Source organism: Pseudomonas sp. 210_17 TE3656 (assembly GCF_054821965.1).
Window position 1 is genome coordinate 5,597,107 of sequence record NZ_JBTRBC010000001.1, and the last position, 25,110, is coordinate 5,622,216.

The following is a 25,110-nucleotide window of genomic DNA, read 5'->3' on the forward strand; positions in this document are numbered from 1 at the left end:
TTCAGCGTCAATGAGTGAGCAGTGAATGGCAGCCTGTGCTTCCAAACGGGTCCAGGCACCTCGGAATATTGGGTTGCGAAAGCCCACAAGGGCGGAGGATCGGGCCACATAGGAGGACCTTCCCATGGCTACCTACTGGTAGATAAGGGTAAATGTCGCCGACGCATTGGCCGGACCGGGCGTTACCGTACTTGAGGTCTGCAGATAACGGGCACGCAACGGGATGGTGTAGTTGCTCTCGTAGTCACGCAAATAAATGTTGGAGCTGCGCACCGTCGCCAGCGGCAGCGGGTTGCTGTAGCGATCCGCGATCTGCACACCAATACCCGTGGCTGCGGGGGCACTGCCGGATCCGCCCGGATCAAGACTGAGCACCCCGTTGCTGGCGTTGATCGCAGGGCGAGCCGGATCGATGCGTAGCTGCAGGTTGTTCTGAGTACGGTATCCAGAGTAGCCGTCACCACCCGGATCTTCGCCCCCTTGTGAAATCCAGCTTGAACTGCTCTCAGCGTAGATGCCATGAAAGGCCGGGCAGTTGTTCAAGGCAATGTTGAAGTCTTTCCAGCCAGTAGCACTGCCCACCCTGGTAAAGGATTTACTCAGGTGTGTCCCCATAGGTACCAATACATCGGGGGTTTTGCAGGTGTTCGCTACGATTTGAATGTCCCCCGAATGGTTCACCCTGTAGAGCAACATCCGCGCGTCGCCAAAGTAGCCCTGCAGTGTAAGTTGGGGCAAGCGGTTGCCGCGAAGCACACCGGGGCTGACATCGCCGATCTTGATCAGGACCAGCTCGAAGGAGGACTTTTCACGCGATACGGCCTGGACACATTGGTAGCCCGCAGTACAGGTGACGGAGCTTTTAGCCGTGGTCATTGGCAGCACACCGTCCAGCTCATTCTTGAACACCACCCCTATACCAGGGATATCGGTCTTGTAGACCTTGTTGGCGTAAGGACCCGTTGACCAGTTGGCCTTGGGATATACGGCGCTGACGGTGTACTGGAACCATCTTTGGAATGGCGCGAATTCGCAAACCACTGTAGACCTCTGGCTTGCAAGGACCATGAAGGTCTGGCGAAACACCTCCGTACCCAACGGCAGGTCACGGCCTACGTTGATTGCTGAGATCTGCAGCGGCATGATGCCGTCAGGTGGCTCGACGCCTTCGTATTTACAGGTAACAGCCATGGCTGATGCGGCCATGCTCCACAATAGCGCAGCGGTCAGTATCGATTTGACCCGCAAACCCATGTTCATAGCTTTACCTTCTGCTTATTTGTTATGGGCGCACGCTCAGCGACCTGTTTACTAGCCGCACACACGGCGTCCACTTGTACAAGTTGCTGGCTGGCATCCGCTGCGGCAGGAATGAGCAGCGCGCACTGTTGATCGATATTGCTGCCCCAGTTGATCAGCAAACGCCGTGTCTCGGGTTTGACCCGCGCATAGAGTTGGCCACCCTGTCCGACCATGCCTACCGAAGTGCCTTCGCCGTCGGTCACGCCAGCGCCAAATGGCAAGGCGCGGCCATCGTCCAGGCGCACGTTCAACAGCACCGCCCGGCCTTGATTGGTGCCGTATTTCAGCTGCACCACAGCACCCGCGCGTGGTGCCACCTGCTGGCTGGTTTCGCTCAGCTCGACGCTCAACGAAGTGCCTATCGGGTCGATCGCCACTTCGTTGAGCTCATAGGGGCGTAGGTACGGCACCACGGCATTGCCGCGGCTATCGAGTTTGAGACCAGGGTAACCGGCGACCTTCGCCCCTTCGGCACCCGGAGCGCTGACCACGGCCATGGTTTCGCCGCGATAAGGCGTCAGGGTCACGCCTTCACTGTGGGCAACCACGGTGCCACTGGCGCCAACCGAAGTGCTGGTATAACCCTCACCGCGTCCCACACTGGCACTGAGCATGGTGCTGGCACCGGTGTACTGGCCATTGAATGTGGCGTTGTTGCTGTTACCGGCACCATCGTGGCCAATGGTTGCGCCATAACCATACTGACGGTCGGCACCGGCCGTGCCACTGAGGCTGACCTGCTGGTTGTAGTGGCCTTGAGTGTCACGACCAACCTGGCTCATCAGTTGCGGGCCGTAGCCCGAACCGCCGAACTCCAGGGGCATGCTCATGGTCAGCAGATAGCTGTTTTCCATGTCGCCCAGGCCCATGCGGCTGCGGTTGGCGTTGAGGCTGAAGCTGACCCGGTTGAACTGCTTGCTGTAACTGAACTGGTACTGCACATCACGGCCAGGCAGGTCCCAATAGTTTTGCGCATAACCACTGAGCGCGACTTGCCCCCATGGGCCCAGGCTCTGATCGGCGCTCACCGACAGGCGACTGCGTGGCCGTCCGTATGCACTGGTGTCCAAACCGTTTTTTTCGCCATCAAGCAACTGCAAGGCATTGCTGAAGTCCAGGTAGCCGTCGGTAGAAAACCGGTAAGCAGCCACCGAGAAGTTACTGCCGGTGCTGAGGATGTTTTTGCTGTAGGACAGGCGCATGCTCTGTCCTTTCGAGGTGCCTGCGGCAAGCGCGGTCTGGGCGTGGGTGACATCCACGGCCATGGCACCGATCGGCGTGCCGAATGCCAGACCGGTGAGTACCGCCATGTAGTCATCACTCGACTGCATCCCACCGTAGCCGGTGAAGGTGTTGTTCAAGCCATACTGCAGCGTGCCCTGCAGCAGCCGGGCCTGATCATCAATAAAATTGTTGCGGGTTTCACCCACGGTGAGGCTGAAGCGCGAAGTACCCGGGCGTAGCAACTGGCTGACCGAGGCATAGGGCACGATAAAGTTCTGCTCGGTGCCATCGGCTTCGGAGACGGTGACACTGAGGTCGCCGCCGTAGCCGGTGGAGTACAGGTCGTCGATGACAAACGCACCGGGGGCTACGGTGGTTTCCAGCAAAATGTTGCCGGCCTGGCGGATCGTCACCCGTGCATTGGTGCGGGCAATGCCACGCACCACCGGGGCATAACCGCGCAAGGAATCGGGCAGCATGCGATCGTCGCTGGCCAGTTGCACACCGCGGTATGAAAGCGTGTCAAAAATATCACCGCTGGTGTTGGACTCCCCAACCAACAACTGGCTTTTCAGCGCGGTGATGTCGCGCTGGGCGTAGCTGTCCAGGGCCTGGTATTTGTTGCCCAGCCGCGGCTGCCAGCTCATCGAGGCATTGTGGCGCAAGCGCCAGTCGCCCAGGTTGAGCCCGGCATTGAGGCCTAGATACGCCGAGTCGTAGTTGCCGTCATGGGTTTTGTTGCGGTTGCCGTTGAAGTTGTAGCTAAGCATGCCGGCGGTTACCCCGCGGTCCCACAGCTCCGGGCTGACATAGCCACGGGCGTTACGCTTGAGCGATGCTTGAGGAATACTGACGTCGAGCACCTGTTCTTCGGGTGAAAAGCTGGCACTGGCCCCGGGGATCAAGTTCGCTATGGATGGACAGCCCTGACCTGCAAGCTGCTGGCTGGCCTCGGGTGTCAGGCGCGTCATCTGCACGCCTAAGCGCTCAAGCAAGGCCGTGGTCATGCAGATCACCGGCTTGCTGCCATCTTTCTCGGCGTCAATACGAATTTCCTGGCGGCTGCTCAACAGACCGTTAAGCTTGACGTCGGCACTGTATTGCCCTGGCATCACCGGGTTACCGGCCTGGTAGGCACTCAGATCAAGATCGCGCGAGTCTTCGGGCAGGAATGCATCATTGAACTGGACGTCCTCTGCCAATACGCATTGCCCTACCCCTGCACCCAGCGCAATCGTCAGCACCTTGCGTATCAGGACCGTGAGCGAATTCAAGGCGAAGCCGGGCTCCGCCCGCAGGAAATACCTGGAGCTGGATGTGGTAGGCATAGGTAACTCGCGAGCAATAACGTCGAATGGGTGAGTCAGGGCTTGAGCGCTTTGCGCGTCGGTACCAACGCCCCGTAATCGTTGATGGCGTTGAACTCCACCTGGGCATTGCCAGCAGGCCGGGATTTGAGTCTTTCCAGCGCAAACTGACGTGTCTCTCCCGGGCCGACCATGCCATCGGCGCCACGGTCGCGCTGTGCACCGGCGACCAGCTCGAGCTCTACCACCGAGACGTGGAACGCCGAAGGGTTGTACGCCTGCAAAGCCAGGCCCTGACCATTGCTGGCAGGCACCACTTGCCATTGCACTTGCTCGATTGCCTCGGTCGGCGTGCCCGGCAGGCCATCAGGGCGATAAAACAGTTTGATCCGCGAGCGGAAGGCCATCTGCAGCATGTTTTGCGCCTCGGCATCCTGAGGCTTGGGTGGAATTTCCAAAACGTTGAGCCAGAACACCGACTCCTTGTTCGCTGCCAGCGCCGCGCCAGTGAACATCACCCGCAGGCTCTGGCCTTTGCCCGGATCGATACGCGCCACCGGTGGCGACAGGACAAACGGCGCCTTGGAGTTGGTGGGTGTGGATTCGGCATTACCGGTATCGATCCACGACTGGCTCAAGGCCGGTTGTGAGCCGTTGTTGTTGAGCTTCACGGTAATTTCTTTTTGTCCGGCCGGATAAACCAGTCGGGTACCGGTGATCACCACACCGGCCATAGCCTGAGAACAAGTCAGCGTTATCAGGCTGACCAGCAGCAACTGTTTGAATGGTCGTTTGCAATACATATAAAAGCCCCGCCAACACCTGTAATCACGCCCCCTTCTTGCAGAAAGGGGCGTGGACTTTTGTCTGCCTCTTACGGGTAAGCGATGGAGTAAGTCACGGAGCTCGTCACGGTGCCGGCAGCGGCTACGCCTTCCGCGTAGTACTGCACACCATAGGGCAGAAGCGCGCTGCCTGAAGCGATATCGATCTGGGTGGTGGCGGTTCTTTGCGACTCGTGCCCTGCTTTGATTGCGTTGTTGGCGCTGGCGCTGCTGGTATCGACCAATTGCAACTGCACACCCTTTGCCGTGCCGCCGACGTTTTTCAGGTTACCGCTGCTAGGATCGACAGAGCTGCCGGCTTCGAAGAAGGTATAGGCTTTTTTCGAGGCTGCACCGCACTCGCTCAGCTCCATAGTGAATCCGGTCAGGCCTGCAACCTGGCCCTTGGTGCCCAGCGTTTTGGCCGCGACAGCTGGCAAGGTGACGGTGCTGGAGTTGCTACCCCCGTTTACTTTGACAACACAGGTTTCGGCTTTGATTTCGCCGTTGAACGTGATGGTGCCGTCTCCCGCCGCCATGGCGAAAGGGGTCGAACCGGCAGCGATCATTAGTGCAAGAAGGCGGGATTTGTAGTGCATGAAGTAACTCCGAGAGAACGATTGTTGTGCTGTTAGTTGTGCACGCTCATGATCGCTAGCGGTCATGGTCTGTTGCGTGGTCAAGTTTAAGTAACACGCTAATCGTTCAATATAGGAGTGGTCCGAAATTCAGCCATGCACCTCAGATAATAACGAACAAGGCAAAAGTAACACTGAGCATTGAAGTAAATTAAAGATCAGTTCCGCAGCATCGCGGTCTATAGGACCACTCCTAAAAATACTCCAGTTTATGCAAGGCTAATTACGCCCCCTAAATAAAACTTACTTTAGAGGCCTACACTGTAATATCCATCAGAGCGTGCCACTGTTCGACAACAATGCGCAGATAGGCCGCGGTGTCGGCGTTGCGCCAGTTGGTCTGGACCCGCAACGTGTGTTCCAGTGTTGCCGCAGCCGCCGCCAGATCGACCCATTCCAGCGTCAATGCGGCGCCGTGCAATCGATGGGCTGCATGGAGTGCGCTTTGCCTGTCGCCCAGCGCTACCGCCTCGAGCAGATGGCTCAGGTCGGCATGTAGCTCCTCATGCACGGCAGAAAGCTCTATCACCTGGGGTGTGCAGTCCTGCTCCTGCGGCACCAGCGGCACGTCACACCACAGCTCGATGGTTTCCTGCAATTTTGTCAGGCGGATCGGCTTGCTCAGCACGCCGTCCATGCCAGCATCGAAACAGCGCTCAAGGTGTTCGTTACCGGTCAACGCCGAGATGGCGATGATCGGGCAGTAGGTGCGTTGCAGGCTGTGTTCCAGCTCACGCAATTCAGCGGCCAGGCTGTAACCATCCTGGTCTGGCAGATCGCAGTCCATCAGCACCAGATTGACCGGCTGCTGGCTGAACAATGCCAGTCCTTGCGCAGCATCCTCTGCCAGTATTACTTCACAGCCAAAGCCCTGTATTTGTGCGTGCAGCACTTGTCGGTTGGCCAGGGTGTCCTCCACCACCAGCACGCGCAGGCCGCCGACCTTCGAAGTGTCGGCAGTGACAGACTGCTGCGCCTCGATTGCACAAGGCAAGTCAGGCGTTGCTGCCATCTCTACCGGTAACACCACCTCGGCCGTCGTACCCACTCCCTGAGTACTGATGAGAGTGAGTTTGCCGCGCATCAATTTCACCAGACGCCGACAGACCACCAGCCCCAGACCGGTACCGCCCGTGCGCTTGAATGCGTTACGTGACCGGGCATAAGGCCGGAACAACGCCTGCAGTGCCTGCGGCGACAGACCGATGCCGCTATCCACGACCCGCATCAACAACTGTCGGGAAGTGGTCGTCGCCCCCTCCAGCAACTGCAATTGAACCTCGACACGACCGGCGTCGGTGAACTTGATCGCATTGGTAATCAGGTTGCGCAGTACCTGGGCCACGCGCAGGTCATCCAGCAACAACGGCGCGATGTTGCGCTCGCCGCTGAGGCTCAGCTCCAGGCCTTTTTCATCGGCAAGCAGGAAATGCGCATCTATCTCCCGTTGCACCAACGCCGGCAAGTCCACCGGCTCCAGGTTGAGCTTGAGTTGGCCGGCCTCGATCCGCGAGATGTCCAGCACGTCGTCCACCAGCCGCAGCAGTGTGGTTGCACCGTTGTTGGCCAGGCCAGTGAACTGTTGCTGCTGTTCGTCGAGGGGGGTGTGCTCGAGCAGCTCTACCGCAGCCAGTACGGCGTTCATCGGCGAGCGGATTTCATGGCTCATGACCGCCAGGAACATGGCCTTTTCCCGTTCGTTCTGAATTGCCCGGCGCCGTTGCTGGCGGCTTTGCCAAATCAGTGCCAGCAACAGCAGCACAACAGCCAGCAACATCCACAGCTCGCCGTCGTAGTGCTCGGCGATGGCCGACAGGGGCGGGATGTCAAGGTTCATATCGGCAAACCAATCGTCGTAGATGGCCTTGCGTTCTTCTACGGTGATCGATGCCAGTGTTTTCTCCAGAATGGAAAGCAACAGGGGCTGGTTGTCGCGCACGGCCATGCTGACCCCGGTGTGCAACTGAGGTACCACCCCGGACATCTGCAACATCCCCTGATACTGCCGGGACAGATAGGGAATCAACAACCACTCCGAAGCGATAGCGGCATCGGCTTTACCGTCTTTGACCAGCGCCAGCATGTCCACTGCATTCTCGGCGGCGATGAGCTTCACCCCTGGCGCTTGTTCCCTCAAGAACCCGGCATAGACTTCACGCCCCAGCATCACCAGGGTCTTGCCAGCCAACTGCTTGAGATCAACGCTAGGCCTGTCGCCGAAACGGTTGACGAGGATGGTCGAGCTGGTGTTGTAAGGAGCGGTGTACAACATTCCGTTATCGTCTGCCGGATTCTCAGACTTGCGTCGCGTGGACAGAATGTCGACCTCGCCCCGGAGCAATTGATCCTTGCGCGAACTGCGGGTGCTGGTGGTTACGAACTCGAAGCGCAGACCGGTGCGTTGCTGCACGAGCCCAAGGTACTTGGCAGAGAGCCCCCTTAACTCGTTGCCGTTCAAGTACTCGAAGGGGACGAGGTTATCGAACACACCGACACGCAGGACTGGATGGGCAGCAATCCAGTCCTGTTCCTGCGCAGTCAATTCCATCGCTGCGGAATTGGCGTATGCGCTCGCTGTGGCCAGGCTGGCTAGCAGACCGAACGTCGATAGCAGTCGGCGGGTGAGCAGACTCACAATGCCCCCCCCCGATGAGTCCACCCCGTCGGCAACACGTCGAGCGGCATCCCACCGCTCAAGGCGTCCCAGTGTTCGACCAGCGCCTTCAACGCCTCCAGGTACGCAGGAGTGTCCCACGCCACCTCGCCTCGCAGCAGCTTTTCAAGGGTCTTGCTGTCTCTGGCCAACGCCTCCCATTCCATGATCAAGGCTGCACCGTTCAACCGGTGGGCAGCATGCAGGGCAGCCTTGCGATCGAACAGGGCCATGGCCTTTACCAGGCTGCCAACGTCGCGGGCCATTTCCCGGTTGATTGCCGCCTGGTCGAGTGTCGGGGTCATCAACGCCGCACTGGGGGCGGCCAAGGTGACATTGCACCAGGTCTCGATGACTTCGCGCAATCGGTCCAGACCGATGGGTTTACTTAAAACCCCGTCCATTCCGGCAGTAAAACAGCGTTCCAGATGCTCAGCGCCGGTCAGCGCCGATATAGCGATGATCGGGCAATGTCCACGGCTCAGCAGCGGCTCCAGCTCACGCAACTCGCGGACCAGGCTGTAGCCATCCTGATCGGGCAAGTCGCAGTCCATCAGGATCAGGTCGTAGCGGCTTTCGCGAAACAATGCGCGGGCCTGCGCGGCGTCGGCCGCCACTACCGGTCGACAGCCAAAGCCACTGATTTGCGCGCGCAGCACCTCCTGGTTAGCCAAGGTGTCTTCCACTACCAGCACCTGCAGACCGCAAGGGGTTGCCATACTCGGCAGCGCCGCTGTGACGGTAGAAACCGGTAGGGGGCTAGGCGCGCGAGTCACGGGCAAAAGAAGGGTTATCGCAGTACCCACTCCAGGCTCACTGTCCAGTACCAGCGAGCCGCTCATCAACTCTACCAGTTGTCGGCAGATCACCAATCCCAAGCCGGTACCGCCCGATCGCCTATACGAGTGACTGGCCTGTGCATAGGGCCGAAACAATGAAGCCTGGACTGCGTCGGAGATTCCGATGCCGGTGTCCCTTACTTCAATTTGCAACTGCGTTTGCGCGCCCTTCTCCACCAGCAGACGCAAGTGGACATCGACATGGCCTGCATCGGTAAATTTGATCGCGTTGGACAGCAGGTTGTGAAAGACCTGCCCCAAGCGCGTGCTGTCCAGCATCAACAGGGGCAGTTGCGACTCGATATGCAGGTTCAACACCAGATACTTTTCCCGAGCACGCAGGCGTTGCAGCCCCGCCACACCCTGTAATAACGCCCCGACATCCGTCGGTTCGAGAGCAAGGCGCAGCTGCCCGGTTTCCAGCTTGGACACATCAAGCACATTGTCCAGCAGCCGCAGCAGTGCATTGGCACCGTTGTTGGCCAAGTCGGCAAAGTGACGTTGCTGATCATTGAGGCGGGTGTGTCCGAGCAGTTCCATGGCCGCCAACACTGCGTTCATCGGTGAGCGGATTTCATGACTCATGACCGCCAGCAACTGGGTCTTTTCCAGTTCGTTACGTACCGCCCGGCGACGTTGCAACAGGCTGCGGTAAACCAGTACAAACAGTCCGACCAGCATCAGCGCTGCCAACAGCAGTGCATGCAAGTAGTGGGTGCTGATGCTCGATAACGAAATCTGGTCTGGCGCCAGATCGTAATACCAGTGTTCGTGGCTATCAGTGCGCTGCTGTGCAGCGATCGAGTTCAAGACTTTCTCAAGGATGGAAAGCAGAACGGCCTGGTCTGAGCGCACCGCTAAATTCACATTCAGTTGCTCGCGGCCGACAACACCCGAGGTATCCAGTACGCCCTGGAACCGTCGGTACAGATAAGGCATCAGAAAGGTACCGCTGGCCACCACGGCATCTGCATGACCGTCTTTGACGAGGGTCAGCATCTCCAGGGCCGAACTGCTTCTGATCAGCCTGGCCTTGGTTTTCCTGCTCCTGAACATGGCCTCGTAATGCTCGATATCAGGGATCACCACGGTTTTGCCTTGCAACTGATCAAGATCGAAGGCGTCGGGGGCATCGAGGCGGGTCACAATGATCGGTGAGGTGGTGTGGTACGTCAGCACGCTCAAATTGCTCGGGAGCGGCGTGCCTTTGAAATGAAAATAAGATGACAGCAGGTCAACCTGGCCTTCCTGCAACCAGGCCTCACGCACCGCCTGCCTGTTGCCTGGCACATAACTGAACGTCAAGCCGGTCTCGCGACTCACCGCTTCAAAAAAGTGCGATGTCTGCCCATGCAGTTGCCCACCCTCCATGTACTCGAACGGAATCAGATCATCGTACACGCCTACCCGCAGCAGCGGATGAGCCTTGATCCAGCGTTGCTCCTCGACGCTCAGCTCAATCGTTCCCGCCCAGGCAACAGAGGGCCAGTACCCTGCCAGAAATAGAATCAGCGTCGCTCGGCGCACCCACCCACTCATGACGGCCCGATGATCTTGTTCAGCTTGAACAACTCATTGTTCGAGGTCACCCCGAGCTTGCGAAACGCCGAGGTTTTTTGTGTGCTGATGGTTTTGATGCTGCGGTTGAATTTTTCCGCGATGTCGCTCACGGTCATGCCCGCCAGGTAGCAGCGAATGACTTCCTGCTCGCGACTGGTCAGCTCGGCCTGAACCAGCGGGTCCGGTGCTTCGCTCTTGTCTTCAGTGGCACTGGTTACTGCCTCGGCCAGCCGATAGGTCATGTCGGCATTCAGGTACACCGCACCGCCTGCAACCCTGCGCACAGCCTTGACCAGTTGCGCCATCTCTTCGCCTTTGCCGACAAAGCCCCGGGCCCCTACGCGCATGGCCAGGCCCACGGTAGCCGGGTCGTGGTGGGACGAGAGGATAAGAATGTGACAGTCAGGAAACTTGACCCGCAACGCGCGAATCAACGACACCCCGTCCAGTTCGTCGGGGTTCAGGGAAAAGTCCAGCAGCAGCAAGTCGGCAGGCGCTTTCGCCAGTCCTGCGATCAGGTCCCGGCTTCGCTCATAAACACCGACGATTTCAAAGTCTGCTTCGGCTGCCAGGGTGTTGGCCAGCCCATGGCGCACAACGGCGTGGTCATCGAGTAACGCAATGCGTATCCGTTTCATGGCGAACGAGTCCAGTCGAACCAGTGCGCAAGGCACTGTTGAAATAAGGGATAGCGGATCTAATCAGCACCCTGGTAAGCACCTGAGTATACCCAACAGCGGGCATTTTTCACCTTGTGCTTGCCCCCTTCCGAGGCTGTTCGCAGAGTCACTCAGACGCCTGATCAACGCCCTTCAATGATATGTTTTATCTTGAACAGTTCGTTGTTGGAAACCACGCCCAACTTGCGAAACGCCGCGGCCTTTTGCGTACTGATGGTCTTGATGCTGCGATTGAATTTCTCGGCGATATCGGTGATGGTCATGCCCGCCAGATAACAGCGAATGACCTCCTGCTCACGACTGGAAAGGCTGACATAACGTATGGCATCAGCGCGGCTTTTTTCGTCGCCGTCGTAGTTGACTGCAGTGGCTTCGGCAACCCGATAGGCCATGTCCGGGCTCAAATACACTGCGCCCGAAGCAACCATCTTGATAGCCTTGACCAACTGGCTCATGTCCTCACCTTTACCGAGAAATCCCCGGGCACCAACGCGCAAGGCGAGAATGACGGTTGCCGAGTCATGATGCGTGGAAAACACCAGAATGCGGCACTCCGGGTATTTCACCCGTAACGCGCGAATCAGCAAAACACCGTCCAGCTCATCTGGCCCGAGAACAAAATCCAGCAGCAGGACATCGGCCGGGGCTGTCGCCAGGCCGCTCATCAAGTCACGGCTGCGGGCGTAAACGCCGACCACTTCAAACTCCGACTCCTGCACCAAGCGATTGACCAATCCATGCCGCACAATTGCATGATCATCCAGCAAAGCAACTTTTAAGCGTTTCATAGATTACAGGACACTCTGTATAACGAGCAAAATACATCCAGGTATTACTGCAAATCGCCTGCAACTATCAGCATTAGTGCAAATAGGGCATCAGCGCGATTGTCATGTAATTTAGAGAAGTACCGTCCTGCTGAGTATCGGAAAACTCCTAAAAGTTAATGCCGGTATACACCTGATAGATTTCAGGCGCGAGCAAACAACGCAACTATGCGTTCAAATTAGTTAAGCGTAGTTAGTACTGCTGGCGACCCTCCTGTTCGATCATGAATGCCATAAAATCGTCAAACTCCATGGGCCGGGCCAAGGCATAGCCCTGCCCTATCCGACAACCCAGGCGGTGCAACAAGGGGATGGTGTGTTCATCTTCGATACCCTCGGCGACCATGTTCAGATTGAGCAGCCCCGCCCAGTTGACGATGCCGGCAATGACCTTGCGTGATGAGGCGTGTTGTTCAACACCACGAACGAAAGCACCGTCGATTTTCATCTCGTCGAACGACTGGTTGGCCAACAGCTTCAAAGTCGCCGCGCCCGAACCGAAATCATCCAGTGACACCTGGAAACCCTTGGCGCGTATGGCCGTCAGTGAGGCCGAAAGCTGCAGTTCGTCCGGTTCGGGTACATCTTCGGTGAGCTCGATTTTCAGCAAGCGGTTCGGCAAGTCGGCCTGGTACATGCGCGCAGCCAGACGATCAGCGAAGTTCGCGGTGCAGATGGTCTTGGCCGATGCGTTGACCGCAATCGGGATGCGGATGTTCTCGCGCTTCAACGCCGACAACGCCTTGAGGGTCCACATTTCCACCAGACTGAACAACAACAAGTCCAGTTCAAGGCGGTTGACCAAGGGTATCAGCACCGAAGGCGGTATCTCGCCGAAGCGCGGGTGCCGCCAGCGCACCAATGCTTCAGCACCGACGACACGCCGGGTGAGCAATTCGAATTGCGGCTGGAATACAAAGCGCAGGCCAGCTCCGGTGGTCAGGGCATTGATCACTTCGTCCTCGGCCAGGCTATCGAAAATGACTGCAGCCACTGGCTGCTCACGTTTCGCACGCCTCAGCACCTGTGCGCGCAAAGCGTCGCCAAGATCCATCGCCCCGCCCTCACGCACGATCTCTACGGTAATGCCCGCCGCGCGCGCCAGCCGTGCATGCGACTCCAGCGCGCTGATCGCGACCCCGCCCAAGCGCTTGATCCAATGCGCACTGGTGACCTTCTCGCAGATCAGCGAGACATGATCGTCAATCACTTGCGGCGGCGGGTTGAGGGTGGTTTCTCCGGTCCAGAAGATGCTCGGGAACTGGCTCAAGGTGCCAGCCTCATGCAAGCTCCTGAGCAGGCTCGGCAACATCAGGCCGTCACCACATTCGGGGCGAATCTCACAGACGATGACGTCAACGCTGCTTTCGTGCAGCCAGGCCGCCACCGCACTCAAGGAGTCGACGCTGGTCACAGGCGTGATGCCCATGCCGCCCAGGGCTGAGGCGAGCCGCGCGGCTGACGCGGCGTCAGACGCCAGGGTGATCACACGCAACACGCTGAACTCGTTGGGCACAGCGGCATTCAAGGTCATGGCAAGAAGGTTCCAGGGTTTGTTCTGGAAAAAATCTTATCAGCCACACATTTGAAACAAATAGGAATGGGACTAAAAGTAACTGCAGGGCTATCCGAGGACACCAGACTGCGCCTGCACAACCTCGGAGCCATGCTGTGACAACCTGCCCCCCATACGAGTGTCCGCCATGAGCGAATTCATCTACTGCCATCCCAGCCACAACCGCGCAGCCGACTACCGCCACATTCGCGTCACGCCCAGCACCGGGGCCCTCGGCGCCGACGTCGAGGACCTCGACCTGAACCGCCTGGACGCCGCAGGCTTCGCCGAATTGCGCCAGGCGCTGCTTACGCACAAGGTGCTGTTTATCCGCGAGCAGAACCTCAGCATCGCGGACCTGGAGCGGGTCACCCTGCAGTTTGGCGAATTCGGCCGCGAGCCCTACGTGACCACCATGACAGACCATCCGCATGTGGTGCACGTGGTCAAGGAAGCCGACGAGAAGGCGCCCTTCGTGTTCGGCGGTGCCTGGCACAGCGACTGGACTTTCCAGGAACGCCCGCCGGCCTTTACCCTGCTCTACGGCCACGACATCCCGCCTTACGGTGGCGACACCTGCTACGCCAATCTGGCGCTGGCCTATGAATGGCTGTCGCTAGGCATGCAGACGCTGCTGGACAACCTCGATGCGCTGCACAGCCCTGAGCGGGCCTACGGGGTCGGCGCCAATCACAACGCTCTGCTGGAAAACATGGCAATCCACTATGGCTGCGACACCTCGCAGGACTTGCGCAGCCACCCGCTGGTTACTCGCCATCCGCAAACCGGCGAGAAGGTGCTGTTCATCAATCCCGCCTACACCACAGGTATCCAGGGCTTGCGCACGGAAGAAGCAAAGCCGCTGCTCGACTACCTGTTCAACCTGGCCACCGCACCCGCCTTCACCTGCCGCATGCGCTGGCGCCAGGGAACCTTGGCCATTTGGGACAACCGCAGCACCTGGCACCTGCCGATCTCCGACTACCACGGCATGCGCCGCGAGATGTTCCGTACCACGGTTGTCGGTGAGGTGCCCAGCCGGTGAAGGTGTAAACCTGTAGGAGCGGGCCTTGCCACGCGATCTGCCGCAAAGCGGCAGTAAACCCGAGCGACGCGGTGTATCAGAAGTATCGCGAACTCAGGATTAGCGGCCGCTACGCGCCCGATCGCGGGACAAGGCCCGCTCCCACCGGGTGGCGCTAGAGATTCTGCAATGCCTCCTCCAGCGCGCCGATGGCTGCTTCGACCTGGGCCACAGCGTGCTCGAGTTGCGCAAACGAAACCTGAGGGTCCAGGCACGCGGTCTCCAGTTGCCGACAGCGTTCAACCAGTTGCTCGCCCTTGACCACCCGCGCCGCGCCCTTGATTCGATGCGCCAGGTGGGTGAGCTTGTCGGTGTCCCCTGCTTGCAGCAACGCCTTCAACGCCTGGCAGTCCTTGCGATTGTTGTTGATCAGCTCGTTGAGGATCTGGTGAAACTTCACCGGCTCACTACTGATCAGCAACTCCAGCGGGCCCAGGTCGACCAGGCGCAATACTTCAGGGGCCGGTATCAACGGCTCTGACGGCAAATGGACAAGCTCGGGAGTGTCCGTCTCGTACCCCGGCTGCAGGGCCAGCAGACGGGCGTCCAGCTCATCCAGACCAATGGGTTTGATCAGACAATCGATCATCCCGGCCTGGATGCACAGCTCGATCTCTTTCGGTTGCGCGTCGGCGGTCAGGCCGATGATCACCGTCGCTTCCAGCCCCTGTTCCTGTTCGGTCTTACGGATCGCCCGGGTGAGGTCGACGCCATTCATCACCGGCATATGGCAGTCGGTAATAATGATATCGAAGGGTTGCTCGCTCCAGCGCTCGTACGCCACCTGGCCATTTTCCGCCTCACAGACTTCATGGCCAAGAAAGCTCAATTGCTCACGCAACACCTGACGATTGATCCGGTGATCATCCACCACCAGCACTTGCAATTGGTACCTCGGCTGGGCCTGGATCAACGCAGGCACCTGGCGCACGTCGATGTGTTCAAGCACTTGCAGGCGCATTTCAACATCAATCCGGGTACCACGCCCCAGAGTACTGGTCAGAGTCACCCTGCCGCCCATCATCTCGCACAGCGAGCGGCAGATCACCAGGCCGAGGCCGGTACCTTCAGTTTGCTGCACATTGCGCTGGGCCTGGACGAAAGGTCTGAACAAGCGTTGCTGGTCGCCAGAACTGATGCCAACGCCTGTGTCTTCGACGCTGAGATTGACATTGAGCAGGCTGTCGTTGACCAAAAGACCGGAAATGCTGATCTTGATCGAACCCTCTTCTGTGAACTTGATGGCATTGCTGACCAGATTGGAAAGGATCTGTTTGAAACGCAGAGCATCGATCAACACATCACAGTTAATGCTCGAGTCGATGTCGAGGATCAGGCTCAAACGTTTCTGTCGGGCCAGTCCTTCGAACACCCTGGCCACCGATTCGACCAACTCGCGCAGGTTGGCACGCTTGGGCGACAGGCTCAGGCGTCCGGACTCGATGCGCGCGATATCGAGGATGTCGCCGATCAACTCCAGCAGGCTTTTTGCCGAGGTATGGGCAATTTCGATGCTGGCCCGATCAATGGGTTTGCTGTCGGCGCGCTTGAGCGCAAGCTCCAGGATGCCGATAACGGCATTCATGGGCGTGCGAATTTCATGACTCATGGTCGCCAGGAAACTGGATTTCGCGCGGCTGGCGTCGTCGGCCAGGTTCTTCGCTTCTTGTAGCTGTTCAATCAATTGGCGGTGTTCGGTGATATCCAGCCAACCGCAGATGACGCCTTTGGTGACGCCTTGCGAATCCTGGAACGGCTGTACCCAGTGGTTGATCCATACTTCCCGGCCTTGTAGCTGGATGGCGTGCACCGACTCGATGGTCTGGCCGTCGCGCATGGCCTGCAGGTAGTTGCGATGAAAGTCCGGCAGGCTCTCGAAGTTTTCCTTGGGTAACTGGCGCACCGTTTTGTTCATCACTTGCTCGGCGCTCAGCCCCACGCTTTTCAGGTAGCTGCGGTTGCACGACAGCATGCGTCCCTTGAGATCACGCACATACAGCGGCGGCGGCATGCAGTCGGTGAGTGTTTCGACAAACTGCAGTTGATCGTTGAGCATGCGTTCGGCCTTGAGCCGCGCCTTGATCTGCCGACGCAGGTAGACCACCCAGACCAACGACAGCAACAACAACAACGCGGCACCGGCGACAACTTCAACGATCACCCGCTGATAATTTATCCAGGTCTGGCCGCTCATTCCCGGAGGTGAGCGCCAGCGGTTGGAGATCGCATTGAGCTCATCCGGGGCAATGCTTTGCATGACCTTGTCAATGATCGATTGCAGTTCAACATCGCTGCGACGCATCGCAAAGTTCGTCGTGGACGGCCCGACATCAAGCACCCGGTTGATCACCAATTGGTCGCGAAACAAGCGTTCAATGTAATAACGCGCTGCCGGCAACGCCACCATGGCGGCATCGGCGTTGCCCTTGTAGAGCATGTTCATCGTATCCAGCGTGGTGCCGGCTTCGATCACCGTTGCTTCGGGGTAGCGCTTGCGTAGCTGTTGTATTGCTACATGTCCGGACGGAATCGCCACCCGCTTGTCGATCAGACTCTCCAGCTTGCCTTGCTGCTCCCCGCTGCTGAGCAACACAAAGGGGCTATCGATCACTGGCCTGGAAAAACGCAGGTACGCTTCGCGCTCGGGGCTGGCGGTCATCAAGGCCAGATCAGCCTCATTTTTATGTAGCGTTTCGATCATCTGCGGGAAACCGCCGCTGCGCAAAATTATCTCGAAATGCAGGCCGGTACTGAGGGTTATCACTTCGAGCAGGTCAGCGAACCCGCCGGAAAAAACACCGTTGGAGTCGAAGTAGGCACCCGGTGCCATGTCGTCATTGATCACCAGGCGCGCTACCGGGTTGCGCTGGATCCAGCGCAACTGCTCTACGGTGAGGTCTAGGGGTTGTTCACTGGGAATGAAGCTGTTGCCGACCCAGCGCTTGGCCAGGTTACGCAACTGATCATCGCCGATTGCCTCGATGGCGACATTGATGAGGCGCTGCAGGCGTGTGTTGTCCGTGCGCAACGCATAACTGTAGCCGCCTACCGAGAGGTCACTGAAACGCTCAAAGCGCAAGTAGCCATAGTACGCACGATTGATGCGGTAGTAGGCGCTGTAGAGATCGTCCAGATAAACGTCGGCTTGACCGAAGGCGGCTGCGGCAATCGCCTTGTCATGGTCGGCATACACCCGTAGGTCGGCCCTGGGATAGCGTTGTTTCAACTCGGCACTGTGTTCATTGGTGATCGCTACCCGCAAACCGGTAAGGTTCACGGATGAATGCCGTGGTTCGGCGCTGCGCTTGAACAGGGCCAGGCGGTCCCTTGCGTAGGGCTTGCTGAGCAGCAGATCCTCGCGCGGCGCGAGGCTACCGTGGCGGCTGATGACGTCGACGCGTCCGTCTTGCAAGGCCCTCTCGGCATCGTCTTCGTTGACAAAAGAAACGATTTTTACTTTCAAGCCCAGTAACTGCGCGACCAGGGCGGTTGCATCGGCGCTGATACCCTCGTACTGGTGGTCTTCGGCATTGACCGAATACGGCGCTGACTCGCTGGACGACACTCCCACCCTGAGCTCGGCCTTGTGCCGCAGCCAATGCCAGTCTTCGGTGGAAATTTCAATATCGTGGCGATCGATACGCAGCTGGCTGGACAGCACCTGCGGGGCCAGGGGCAACGATACAGCCACAGCCGCAGCGCTATTGAAAAGCACGCAGATGAACAGGCAGAAAGAACGTAAATACATGCGAGATCAGAGACCGTAAGAGCCGCGGGAGTACGGGAGCCAGTGGGTTGAAGACAGTTCATCCAGAAACACGGCGAGATGCTGGATAGCCGTCATGGCTGGTGCAATGATAAATCAAAGCCGTTGCCGTCGTTCACTCATCAGTGCCTGCCCCTCCCGTGGCTTGCGCCTGCGCCATGCAAAAGTCGATAAAGTGACTTTCCGGCATGGGTCGGGCAAACAGAAAGCCCTGGGCAAGGGTGCCACCCAGTTCAATCAGGCGTGCTTGCTGCTCGACCGTCTCTACGCCTTCAAGGACCAGCGTTATATCCAGCGCCCGCGCCAACGCCACTGAACAGCTGATGATCGCGGCGCTTCGGGGTTGGCTTTGCATTTTGTGCACGAACGTGCGGTCGAGCTTGATCTGGTTGAACGGCAGCTCACTGAGTCGATCCAGAGAAGAGTAACCGGCACCGAAATCGTCCATGGCCAGGCCGCAGCCGAGCATACGCAGGCGTACCAGGTTCTCCAGGCTACTGGCAGGCGCACTGATCAGACCGGATTCGGTAATCTCGAACATAACCCTGCTCGGCGGCACTTTTGCGCGCTTGAGCAAGAGCGGAATGCGCTCGGTCAGTGCATTGCAGGCCAATTGTCCAGGATGCAGGTTGAACGCCAGGTTGACCACGCGCCCTTGTGCCGTCAGGCACTGGTGCAGCTCCAGCCCCTGTTCGAACAGATGCCAGAACAGCCTGTCGAGCAGATTGTGCTGTTCCATCAGCGATAAAAAATGCGCAGGCGACAGCACGCCCCACTGCGGATGATTCCAGCGCGCCAGCACTTCTGCCCCGACCAGTAGCTGCCCCTCAAGGGTGACTTTGGGTTGGTAGTACGCCTCGAATTCACCGTTATCCAAGCCCCGCTCTACGTCACTCAGGCATGGCAGTTCTGCAGGGCACAGCAACCTTGGTGCGGCTTTGCAGTGTTCGTGGTAACGCTTGACCAGCGGGCGGAATCCCTCGAGGTTGAACGGCTTGCCCAGATCACCGAGATAGGTCAGCCCAAGGCAGTGGATCATCGCGACAGTAGCCTGGCGCAAGATCGGGTCCAGCTCACTGCACAGCACCACCGCACCGACTTTGCCACTGCTGCTGGCATGACGCAGGAAGGCCAGGCCATCCATGCCCGCCATATTCAGGTCACACAGGACAATATCCACAAAGCTGCAGGCGGCCAGGATAGCCACAGCGTCATCACCGTCTGCCGCTTGCAAGACAGGACTCGATAGTTGTTTTTCCAGGGCGGTCACGGTCACGAGGCGCTGGAAGGGTTCATCTTCCAGGACCAGAACAGTCAAGTCTTGCATTGCAGGTCTACACGCAAAAAAGGGAGAGGCATTGTGCGAGGCACGCTTCCTACACCTCCATGGGAGATTTCCCATGCTCCCTAGGAATTTTCCTAAGGTAAACTACAAGAACGCACAGCCCTGTCCTGCTCGATTAATGGTGTTAATCTTTTACAGCCCAGGTTGTGCCGTTCCGTGACAAGCGTTTTCTCAAGGTAAAAATCACACTATGCATAGCGTTCTGATAGTTGACGATCATCCGGTCATTCGACTTGCCGTCAGGGTCCTACTGGAAAAGCACGGCATGCGTGTGGTCGGTGAAGCAGACAATGGCGTTGATGCGCTTCAGCTGGTACGCGATCTGACACCACAAGTGGTCATCCTCGATATCGGCATTCCCAAGCTGGACGGCTTTACCGTTATCTCCCGGATCAAAGCCCTTAATGTGCGCAGCGAGATACTCATCCTCACTTCACAACCGGCCGACTCGGTGTGCCGCCGCTGCATCCAGCTGGGCGCCCGCGGCTTCGTCAACAAGGAAGAAGACCTCGGCAGTCTTATCACCGCAATCAAGGCGGTGGACGCCGGCTATAGCTTCTTCCCTGCCCTGACATTCGACAGTGTCAATTCGTCGGAACAACTGACTGAGCGTGAACAGATTCAATCACTGACCGATCGGGAAGTGACCGTATTGCAGTATCTGGCCCAGGGTTACTCCAATAAGCAGATTGGTGAAAAGCTCTTTCTCAGCAATAAGACCGTCAGTACCTACAAAACCCGGCTATTGCAAAAACTGGGCGCTACTTCATTGGTTGATCTGGCCGAGTTCGCCAAACGCAATGCGTTGACGCCCTGAGCGGCACCCAATGACTCTGTAGGAAATTTCCTAGGCCTGCGTCGGCAACGTCCTACTCCCTTCTCCCCCCCTCGCTCCTAAACTTATCCCAGCTCAACGGTGCACAGATACCGCAGCTGAGAGAGTGTTCCATTGAGTCCCCTTCAAGGACATCAATTTATATCTAGGAGTGTGAAATGAAATTTAGTACGTTGGCCGGCGCAATCATGGCAGTTTCCCTGGCAGCTACTGCTGCTGTTAGTGTTGCTGCAGAAAAAGACCAGGGTCACGGGATTATTACCTTCAAGGGCTCGATTATCGATGCGCCTTGCTCTATCGCTCAATCTTCTGCTTATCAAGAAGTTGAAATGGCGCAGATTGCCAACGTCGCGCTGAAGAACGGCGGCAAGTCGCAGATGACCCCCTTTAAAATTGAACTGCTCGGCTGTGACCTGGATACCTTGAAGTCGGTGACTGCGAAGTTCACCGGTATGCCTGGGGGCACCGCCGATCTTCTCGCCATCAAAGGCACCACTGGCGCGAGCCTGGCTATTGCCGACCACAACGGTGACCTGATCAAGAACGGCAACGAGTCGTCTGCGCAGTTGCTGTCCAATGGTGATAACTATCTGATGTTCAACGCTTACCTGCAGGGTGACATGATCGCTTCAGGCGGCGGTGGCGAAGCAACACCTGCTGTTGTTACCCCGGGCAACTTCGAATCCCTCGCCAACTTCACCCTTAGCTATCAGTAACGCGCATCGTCACTGAGGTGTCCCGAAGTACGCACCCCGTGCGTGCTTCGGGGAGCTTGCGGAGGTTTAGATGACTCGCTCAACCGCAGCGCTGCTGATGCCGTTGGTCCTGTATGTCCTTGCCCAGCCCGCCTGTGCTGCTGAGCCGACGCTCAACTCCGCGCTCAAGGGGCGCGTGCAACTGATCGGCAGTATTGTCGATAGTGCCTGTAGTATTCACGTAGGCAACGACAGTCAGACGGTCGCTTTCAAACCCACTGCATTCAGTGGTTTGGCGCGCGGCGACAGCGCATCTCAACAATCGCTGAACATCTATGTCAGCGATTGCATCAGTCCCGGTTCGCGCAGCACTACCCGTCCTTCTCAGCGTTTCAAATTAACCTTCGAAGGCGAACAAGACGGCAAGTATTTCAGTGTCCAGGGTGCCGCCAAAGGTATCGCACTGCAAATAAAGGATGAACACGGAAAGTTGATCTCGCCCGGTATGTTGCTTGAGCACAGTTCATTGTCTGCCGACTTGCTGATGCTCAATTATTCACTGGCATTAGTGGGTAGCGGGCATGTACTCGAAGCGGGCGACTTTCACGCCACGATCAAGCTGAGTATTCAGCACTTCTGAACCGCAGACGCTCATTGCGCAGTGTCCCTCAAGGATTTTGTCACGTGGATCACCGAAAGGTACTGGCTACCACTGCATTGTGCTGTGTTGCAGCGTGGGCAAGTGCGGCCGAAGAGTTCCAATTCAACACCGATGTACTAGACCTCAAGGATCGCGAAAACCTTGATCTCGGGGTGTTTGCATCGGCGAACTTCATCATGCCCGGTCAATATACGTTGAAGGTACATGTGAACCGCGATTCATTGACGGAATTTACGGTTGTCTATTTACCTGCGCACGACAATCCGAAAAGCAGTGTTGCCTGTATTTCCCCAGAGCTGGTCAATGAACTGGGGTTGAAAGAACAGACGCTCAAGGGCCTGATCTGGTGGAACGCGGGTGCCTGCCTGGACCTCAGCAGTGTCCCCGGCATGCTGGCACGTGGCGACCTGAGCACTGCCGGGCTGTACCTGAGCATCCCGCAGGATCAGCTGGAATACACCGCAGCAAACTGGGACCCGCCCTCACGCTGGGATGAAGGTGTTTCCGGACTGCTGTTCGACTACAACTTCAACGCTCAAACCACCGAGCGCAAGGGCGGCAAAGGCCGTAGCGACAATCTCAGTGGCAATGGCGTCGCCGGCATCAACCTGGGCGCATGGCGCTTGCGCGGCGACTGGCAAACTCAAATGCAACGCAGTGAAGACCAGCCGTCACAACAGCAATTTGCCTGGAGCCGCTTTTATGCGCTGCGGGCCGTGCCGTCACTGCGCTCGAGCCTGATCCTTGGCGAAGACTACCTGGACTCCAACCTGTTCGGCAGTTTTCGCTACACCGGCGCCAACCTGAGCAGCAACGACAACATGCTACCGCCCAACCTCAGGGGTTATGCCCCTGAAGTCAGTGGTGTGGCGCGCACCAACGCGCGCGTGGTGATTCGCCAGCAAGGCCGGGTGCTCTACGACACCCAGGTACCGCCAGGCGCTTTTCGTATCCAGGACCTCAACGATGCGGTCTCTGGCCAACTTGATGTGCGCGTCGAAGAACAGGACGGCAGCGTCCAGGAATTCCAGATGGACACCGCCAGCATCCCCTACCTGACCCGTCCTGGCACGGTGCGCTACAAACTCGCCGCGGGCAAACCCTCCGACTGGGAGCATCAGCTGGAGGGGCCGGCCTTCGCCACCGGTGAGTTTTCCTGGGGTGTGGACAATGGCTGGTCGTTGTATGGCGGTGGCCTCGGCGCCAAGGACTACAGTTCCCTGGCCGTGGGCGTGGGCCGCGACCTGATGGCGTTCGGCGCCCTGTCGGTTGACGTCACCCAATCGCGGGCGACATTGCCGGACCAGGACACCCTGAGCGGCAAGTCCTACCGTGCCAGCTACTCCAAGCGTTTCGACGAGTACGACAGCCAGGTGACCTTCGCCGGCTACCGGTTCTCCGAAGAGAACTACCTGAGCATGAACGAGTTCATCGAAAACCGCCGTGGCGGCCAACCGCTGAACCAGAGCAAGGAGCTGTATACCGCAACCTTGAGCAAGCAGTTTCGCGATTCCGATCTCAGCGTGTTCTTCAACTACAACCACCAGACCTACTGGAACAGCCAGGCAAGCGATCGCTACAGCCTGTCGTTGTCACGCTATTTCAATGTGGGCGGTTTGAAAAACCTCAGCCTGTCGCTGACCGCGTACCAGAACAAATCCAATGGAACGTCCGATGACGGCGCTTACCTGTCGCTCAGCATCCCCTGGGGCAACAGTAGTTCGATCAGCTATAGCGCTTCGGCCAACCGTGGTGATAACACCCATAGCCTGAGTTATTACGACCGCATTGATGAACGCAACCACTACATGCTCAGCGCTGGCAAGTCTTCAAGCGGCGAAACCGCCAGTGGTTACCTCTCCCATGATGGTGATCAGGCCCAAGTAGTGGCCAGCGCCAGTTACCAGACCGGTGAATACACCTCGGTCGGCCTGTCCCTGCAAGGCGGCGCCACACTCACCGGCCAAGGTGCAGCACTGCACCGCAGCAGCGTCATGGGCGGTACACGACTGTTGGTCGATACCCAGGGCGTGGCGGGCGTCCCAGTCCGTGGTAACGGCGGGGTAACCCGTACCAACCGCTTCGGCAAAGCGGTGATTACCGACGTCAACAGCTACTACCGCAACCAGGCCAGTATCGAACTGGACAAGCTGGCCGACGATGTCGAGGCCACCCAGTCGACCACTCAGGCGACCTTGACCGAAGGTGCTATCGGCTTTCGCCGCTTCGATGTCATCGCTGGCCACAAAGCCATGGTCGTTATCCGCATGGCCAATCGCGGCGCCCCGCCTTTTGGCGCAAGCGCGCAGAACAGCCGAGGCCAGGAAACCGGCATCGTCGGCGAACAAGGATCGACTTATTTGAGCGGCATGAAGCCGGGCGAATCCATGTCGCTGCATTGGGGCGGCAGCGCGCGTTGCCGTTTCACCCTGCCCGACCAGGTGGTATCGCCTGAACGACAACTGGAGCTGGTGTGCCAGCCCGTCAGCGAGGCGGACAACGCCGCTGCTTAATCCTTTGTAACAGGTACCTACTTAATGATCAGTTTCAAACGTAACACCCTGCCCCTGCTCGCCTTGCTCGGCGCCTGCACGGCACAAACCAGCCTGGCAGCCGTGTCGCTGGACCGCACCCGAGTGATTTTTATCGGAAGCGAAAAATCGGTGAGCATCAGCATCAGCAACCAGAACGCGCAACTGCCCTACCTGGCCCAGGCCTGGATCGAGAACGAGCAAGCCGAAAAGATCACCAGCCCTTTGGTCGTGCTGCCGCCGATCCAGCGCCTGGAAGCCGGCGGTAACAGTCAGTTGAAAATCCAGGGCCTGCCGGAACTTGGCCAACTGCCTCAGGACCGCGAATCGCTGTTCTATTTCAACCTGCGCGAAATTCCGCCCCGTAGCGATAAACCGAACAGCTTGCAGATTGCCCTGCAAACGCGGGTGAAGCTGTTCTACCGGCCCGCGGCAATCGCCGCAAAGGCCGGTGTGAATGAAACCCCCTGGCAGGAAAAACTGACCCTGACGCGCCAGGCTGATCGCTATGTGGTGAATAACCCGACGCCTTACTTCATCACCGTGATCGATGCCACGCGAGACCTCAAGGCCGCCAGCGCGACCGACTTCAAACCCTTGATGATCGCCCCGAAGTCGCAGCTCGACCTGGGTTTGACCAGCAAGACGCTGGGCGACAAGCCGGTGCTGACCTACGTCAATGACTTCGGCGGCCGTCCGCAGCTGCAGTTCAGTTGTGTGGCGAACACCTGCACCGCCAGCGCCGTCGCCAGTAAACGCTGACACCTGAGCCATGACCTCTTCA

Annotated in this window: 17 protein-coding genes; 6 read left to right on the forward strand and 11 right to left on the reverse strand. The window is 58.2% G+C overall.

Translation table 11 applies throughout. The features are described 5' to 3' along the window. Positions 1–132 precede the first annotated feature (132 nt). The 9 genes from ACVI9W_RS25530 to ACVI9W_RS25570 all read right to left on the reverse strand — a co-directional run bounded on the left by ACVI9W_RS25530 (position 133) and on the right by ACVI9W_RS25570 (position 13,388). Complete coding sequence (locus ACVI9W_RS25530) at positions 133–1,260, reverse strand: fimbrial protein (RefSeq protein WP_461531731.1); 1,128 nt, start codon at positions 1,258–1,260, stop codon at positions 133–135. Further along, positions 1,257–3,854 carry a fimbria/pilus outer membrane usher protein gene (locus tag ACVI9W_RS25535; RefSeq protein WP_461531732.1) on the reverse strand — a complete coding sequence of 866 codons (2,598 nt, stop codon included), beginning with the start codon at positions 3,852–3,854 and terminating at the stop codon, positions 1,257–1,259. The genes ACVI9W_RS25530 and ACVI9W_RS25535 overlap by 4 nt, the downstream gene beginning before the upstream one ends. Positions 3,855–3,889: 35 nt before the next feature. After that, a complete protein-coding gene (locus tag ACVI9W_RS25540; RefSeq protein WP_461531733.1) occupies positions 3,890–4,636 on the reverse strand; it encodes a fimbrial biogenesis chaperone in 747 nt (248 codons plus the stop codon). Between the two features lie 71 nt (positions 4,637–4,707). After that, entirely contained in the window at positions 4,708–5,256 is a 549-nt protein-coding gene (locus ACVI9W_RS25545; RefSeq protein ID WP_461531734.1) for a fimbrial protein, read from the reverse strand. Positions 5,257–5,551: 295 nt separating this feature from the next. Continuing rightward, positions 5,552–7,930, reverse strand: a complete 2,379-nt coding sequence (locus ACVI9W_RS25550; RefSeq protein ID WP_461531735.1) for an ATP-binding protein — start codon at positions 7,928–7,930, stop codon at positions 5,552–5,554. Then, the gene (locus tag ACVI9W_RS25555) at positions 7,927–10,314 is read right to left on the reverse strand and encodes an ATP-binding protein (protein ID WP_461531736.1); all 2,388 of its coding nucleotides are present in this window, start codon (positions 10,312–10,314) and stop codon (positions 7,927–7,929) included. The genes ACVI9W_RS25550 and ACVI9W_RS25555 overlap by 4 nt, the downstream gene beginning before the upstream one ends. A gap of 8 nt (positions 10,315–10,322) precedes the next feature. Next, a complete protein-coding gene (locus ACVI9W_RS25560) occupies positions 10,323–10,985 on the reverse strand; it encodes a response regulator (RefSeq protein ID WP_461531737.1) in 663 nt (220 codons plus the stop codon). A 164-nt stretch (positions 10,986–11,149) separates the two neighbouring features. Further along, on the reverse strand, positions 11,150–11,815 hold the full coding sequence (locus ACVI9W_RS25565; RefSeq protein WP_461531738.1) for a response regulator: 666 nt from the start codon (positions 11,813–11,815) through the stop codon (positions 11,150–11,152). 232 nt (positions 11,816–12,047) lie between these two features. Further along, positions 12,048–13,388 carry an EAL domain-containing protein gene (locus ACVI9W_RS25570; protein WP_461531739.1) on the reverse strand — a complete coding sequence of 447 codons (1,341 nt, stop codon included), beginning with the start codon at positions 13,386–13,388 and terminating at the stop codon, positions 12,048–12,050. A gap of 169 nt (positions 13,389–13,557) precedes the next feature. On the opposite strand from ACVI9W_RS25570, the gene ACVI9W_RS25575 reads away from it, so the two are divergent. Then, the gene (locus ACVI9W_RS25575) at positions 13,558–14,454 is read left to right on the forward strand and encodes a TauD/TfdA dioxygenase family protein (RefSeq protein ID WP_461531740.1); all 897 of its coding nucleotides are present in this window, start codon (positions 13,558–13,560) and stop codon (positions 14,452–14,454) included. Between the two features lie 154 nt (positions 14,455–14,608). Here the strand turns inward: ACVI9W_RS25575 and ACVI9W_RS25580 are convergent, their stop codons facing one another. Together ACVI9W_RS25580 and ACVI9W_RS25585 are read right to left on the reverse strand one after the other, a co-directional pair. Next, on the reverse strand, positions 14,609–18,241 hold the full coding sequence (locus ACVI9W_RS25580; RefSeq protein ID WP_461531741.1) for a transporter substrate-binding domain-containing protein: 3,633 nt from the start codon (positions 18,239–18,241) through the stop codon (positions 14,609–14,611). A gap of 133 nt (positions 18,242–18,374) precedes the next feature. Beyond that, complete coding sequence (locus ACVI9W_RS25585; protein ID WP_461531742.1) at positions 18,375–19,586, reverse strand: EAL domain-containing response regulator; 1,212 nt, start codon at positions 19,584–19,586, stop codon at positions 18,375–18,377. Between the two features lie 208 nt (positions 19,587–19,794). Here ACVI9W_RS25585 and ACVI9W_RS25590 point away from each other — a divergent pair, with 208 nt between their 5' ends. From ACVI9W_RS25590 to ACVI9W_RS25610, 5 genes are all read left to right on the forward strand, one after another. Next, positions 19,795–20,421: a response regulator gene (locus tag ACVI9W_RS25590; protein ID WP_461531743.1), complete on the forward strand. Its 627-nt coding sequence runs from the start codon at positions 19,795–19,797 to the stop codon at positions 20,419–20,421. A gap of 176 nt (positions 20,422–20,597) precedes the next feature. Further along, positions 20,598–21,155, forward strand: a complete 558-nt coding sequence (locus ACVI9W_RS25595) for a fimbrial protein (RefSeq protein WP_461531744.1) — start codon at positions 20,598–20,600, stop codon at positions 21,153–21,155. Between the two features lie 70 nt (positions 21,156–21,225). Continuing rightward, entirely contained in the window at positions 21,226–21,774 is a 549-nt protein-coding gene (locus ACVI9W_RS25600) for a fimbrial protein (protein ID WP_461531745.1), read from the forward strand. 44 nt (positions 21,775–21,818) lie between these two features. Continuing rightward, on the forward strand, positions 21,819–24,308 hold the full coding sequence (locus ACVI9W_RS25605) for an outer membrane usher protein (protein ID WP_461531746.1): 2,490 nt from the start codon (positions 21,819–21,821) through the stop codon (positions 24,306–24,308). A gap of 24 nt (positions 24,309–24,332) precedes the next feature. Then, positions 24,333–25,088, forward strand: coding sequence for a fimbria/pilus periplasmic chaperone (locus tag ACVI9W_RS25610; RefSeq protein ID WP_461531747.1), 756 nt, complete (start codon positions 24,333–24,335; stop codon positions 25,086–25,088). The last annotated feature ends 22 nt before the right edge of the window (positions 25,089–25,110 follow it).

What these genes read in the sequence shown, in the direction of transcription:
- ACVI9W_RS25530 (WP_461531731.1), bottom strand. Translation starts at nt 1,260, where the DNA reads ATGAACATGGGTTTGCGGGTCAAATCGATACTGACCGCTGCGCTATTG.
- ACVI9W_RS25535 (WP_461531732.1), bottom strand. Translation starts at nt 3,854, where the DNA reads ATGCCTACCACATCCAGCTCCAGGTATTTCCTGCGGGCGGAGCCCGGC.
- ACVI9W_RS25540 (WP_461531733.1), bottom strand. Translation starts at nt 4,636, where the DNA reads ATGTATTGCAAACGACCATTCAAACAGTTGCTGCTGGTCAGCCTGATA.
- ACVI9W_RS25545 (WP_461531734.1), bottom strand. Translation starts at nt 5,256, where the DNA reads ATGCACTACAAATCCCGCCTTCTTGCACTAATGATCGCTGCCGGTTCG.
- ACVI9W_RS25560 (WP_461531737.1), bottom strand. Translation starts at nt 10,985, where the DNA reads ATGAAACGGATACGCATTGCGTTACTCGATGACCACGCCGTTGTGCGC.
- ACVI9W_RS25565 (WP_461531738.1), bottom strand. Translation starts at nt 11,815, where the DNA reads ATGAAACGCTTAAAAGTTGCTTTGCTGGATGATCATGCAATTGTGCGG.
- ACVI9W_RS25570 (WP_461531739.1), bottom strand. Translation starts at nt 13,388, where the DNA reads ATGACCTTGAATGCCGCTGTGCCCAACGAGTTCAGCGTGTTGCGTGTG.
- ACVI9W_RS25575 (WP_461531740.1), top strand. Translation starts at nt 13,558, where the DNA reads ATGAGCGAATTCATCTACTGCCATCCCAGCCACAACCGCGCAGCCGAC.
- ACVI9W_RS25580 (WP_461531741.1), bottom strand. Translation starts at nt 18,241, where the DNA reads ATGTATTTACGTTCTTTCTGCCTGTTCATCTGCGTGCTTTTCAATAGC.
- ACVI9W_RS25585 (WP_461531742.1), bottom strand. Translation starts at nt 19,586, where the DNA reads ATGCAAGACTTGACTGTTCTGGTCCTGGAAGATGAACCCTTCCAGCGC.
- ACVI9W_RS25590 (WP_461531743.1), top strand. Translation starts at nt 19,795, where the DNA reads ATGCATAGCGTTCTGATAGTTGACGATCATCCGGTCATTCGACTTGCC.
- ACVI9W_RS25595 (WP_461531744.1), top strand. Translation starts at nt 20,598, where the DNA reads ATGAAATTTAGTACGTTGGCCGGCGCAATCATGGCAGTTTCCCTGGCA.
- ACVI9W_RS25600 (WP_461531745.1), top strand. Translation starts at nt 21,226, where the DNA reads ATGACTCGCTCAACCGCAGCGCTGCTGATGCCGTTGGTCCTGTATGTC.
- ACVI9W_RS25610 (WP_461531747.1), top strand. Translation starts at nt 24,333, where the DNA reads ATGATCAGTTTCAAACGTAACACCCTGCCCCTGCTCGCCTTGCTCGGC.